Source organism: Nocardia araoensis NBRC 100135 (assembly GCF_000308435.1).
GTDB classification, from domain to species: Bacteria; Actinomycetota; Actinomycetes; order Mycobacteriales; family Mycobacteriaceae; genus Nocardia; species Nocardia araoensis.
Window position 1 is genome coordinate 1 of the sequence record NZ_BAFR01000083.1, and the last position, 1,610, is coordinate 1,610.

The 1,610-nt window shown below is 70.1% G+C and carries 2 protein-coding genes; one reads left to right on the forward strand and one right to left on the reverse strand.

The features are described 5' to 3' along the window. Positions 1-1,045 (forward strand): fused (3R)-hydroxyacyl-ACP dehydratase subunits HadA/HadB (locus tag ON21_RS10935; protein WP_051020678.1); only part of this gene is annotated, 1,045 nt, incomplete at its 5' end. A gap of 21 nt (positions 1,046-1,066) precedes the next feature. On the opposite strand, the gene ON21_RS10940 is transcribed toward ON21_RS10935, so the two are convergent. Next, the coding region (locus tag ON21_RS10940; RefSeq protein WP_039797645.1) for an LLM class flavin-dependent oxidoreductase at positions 1,067-1,610 on the reverse strand (544 nt) is incomplete at its 5' end.

A 1,610-nucleotide genomic window follows, 5' to 3' on the forward strand; every position in this document is an offset into this window, starting at 1 on the left:
AGCAACCATGAACGAAACCGCGGTGAATCCGGCCGATCAGGCCAGGTCGCTGGTCGACCATCGTTACCGTTCCACTCTCCGCTACGAGGTGGAACGGGAGAAGATCCGGGAATTCGCCCGCGCCGTCCAGGATTCCCATCCCGCGCATCGGAACGAGGAGGCCGCGGCCGAGCTCGGCTTTCCCGGGCTCATCGCGCCCGCCACATTCAGCTCGATAATCCTCACCCGAGTGCACCGCGAAATTCTGGACACGCTGATCACCGGCTACGATCCGACCCGGATCCTGCACGCGGACCAGGTTTTCGACTTCGGCAGGCCATTGGTGGCGGGTGACCGCCTGACCTGCGACATCTATTTCGAATCGTTCCGGCACTTCGGCGAATACGACGTCCTCGCGATCAAGAGCGTGCTGATCGACCAGCACGGCGCCGTGGTGCAGACCGGCTCCAGCGCGTTGCTCGCCCGGGTCGGCGGGCGCGATCCCGGGCTGGCCGATGCCGTGCGCAAGGTCGCCATGGGCCGTCGCTGCCCGGACGGACCGGCCCGAGGCAGCGCCGTCGTCCCGGCCGCGGCGGATCACCTCGCGCCGACGCCGCTACACCGGATACCGCGTCCGCATGTCGCTTTCGCCGACCTGTCGGTGGGTGCCGAACTGCCCGTTCGCACCATGCGCCTGTCCCGTGGCGACCTGGTCAACTACGCCGGGGTGACCGGCGAATCCAATCCGGTGCTGTTCGACGAACGGGTCGCGGTCGCAAGCGGCCTGCCGACCGTGGTCGCCCCTGGAATGCTCAAACTCGGTCTGGCCGCCTCGTTCCTGAGTTCCTGGCTCGGCGACCCCGCGGCGGTCGCCCGGTTCCGTGCGCAATTCGCGCACAACGCGCAGCACCTGCGCATACCGTCGTTGGGCACGGGCGCGATCCAATTCCGCGGCCGGGTCACCTCGATCGATCCGCGCAAGCGGCAGGCGACCATCGCCGTCGACGCGCGCGCCGAGGGACGCCGACTGTTCGGCTATGCCGCCGCCGAAGTGCGCTTCCCGTAGGCGGTGACGAGCGCCGGCTGCTCAGGCGGCCGTATCGGCGCGCACGTCCGCCCGGGACAGGCCGGTGAGCAGCGCCAAGCGGCGGTGCGAATCCAGCTTCGCGGCGCGATCGTAGGTGCTGGTGTGCACGAGGATCTCGTCGGCGCCCGTCCTGCGCACCAGCCGCTCCAGTTGGTCGGCGACCTCGTCCTCGGTGCCGTAGAGATGGCCGCGCAACCCCTCGTCGAAGATCCGGCGCTCCCGATCGGTCATGGCGCGCGCCTCGATCTCCGCGGGTGGCAGCAGGGGCGGGAACTCACCACGGGTGCGCGCGTACGCGGCGGACCATGCCTCCGGCAGCAGCAGCCGGTGCGCCTCGGCGGTGGTGTCGGCGATGACGATCGAGGCGGAGACCACCACGTAAGGCCCCGCGCCCACCGCGGCGGGGTGGAACTCGGCGCGATAGCGCTCGATGGCCTCCACCATGCGGTCCTCCCCGCCGACCGCGGCGATGACCAGCGGCAACCCGAACCGGGCGGCACGCTCGGCGCCGGACCCGGTCGCCAGCAGGAAGGCAGGGATACGC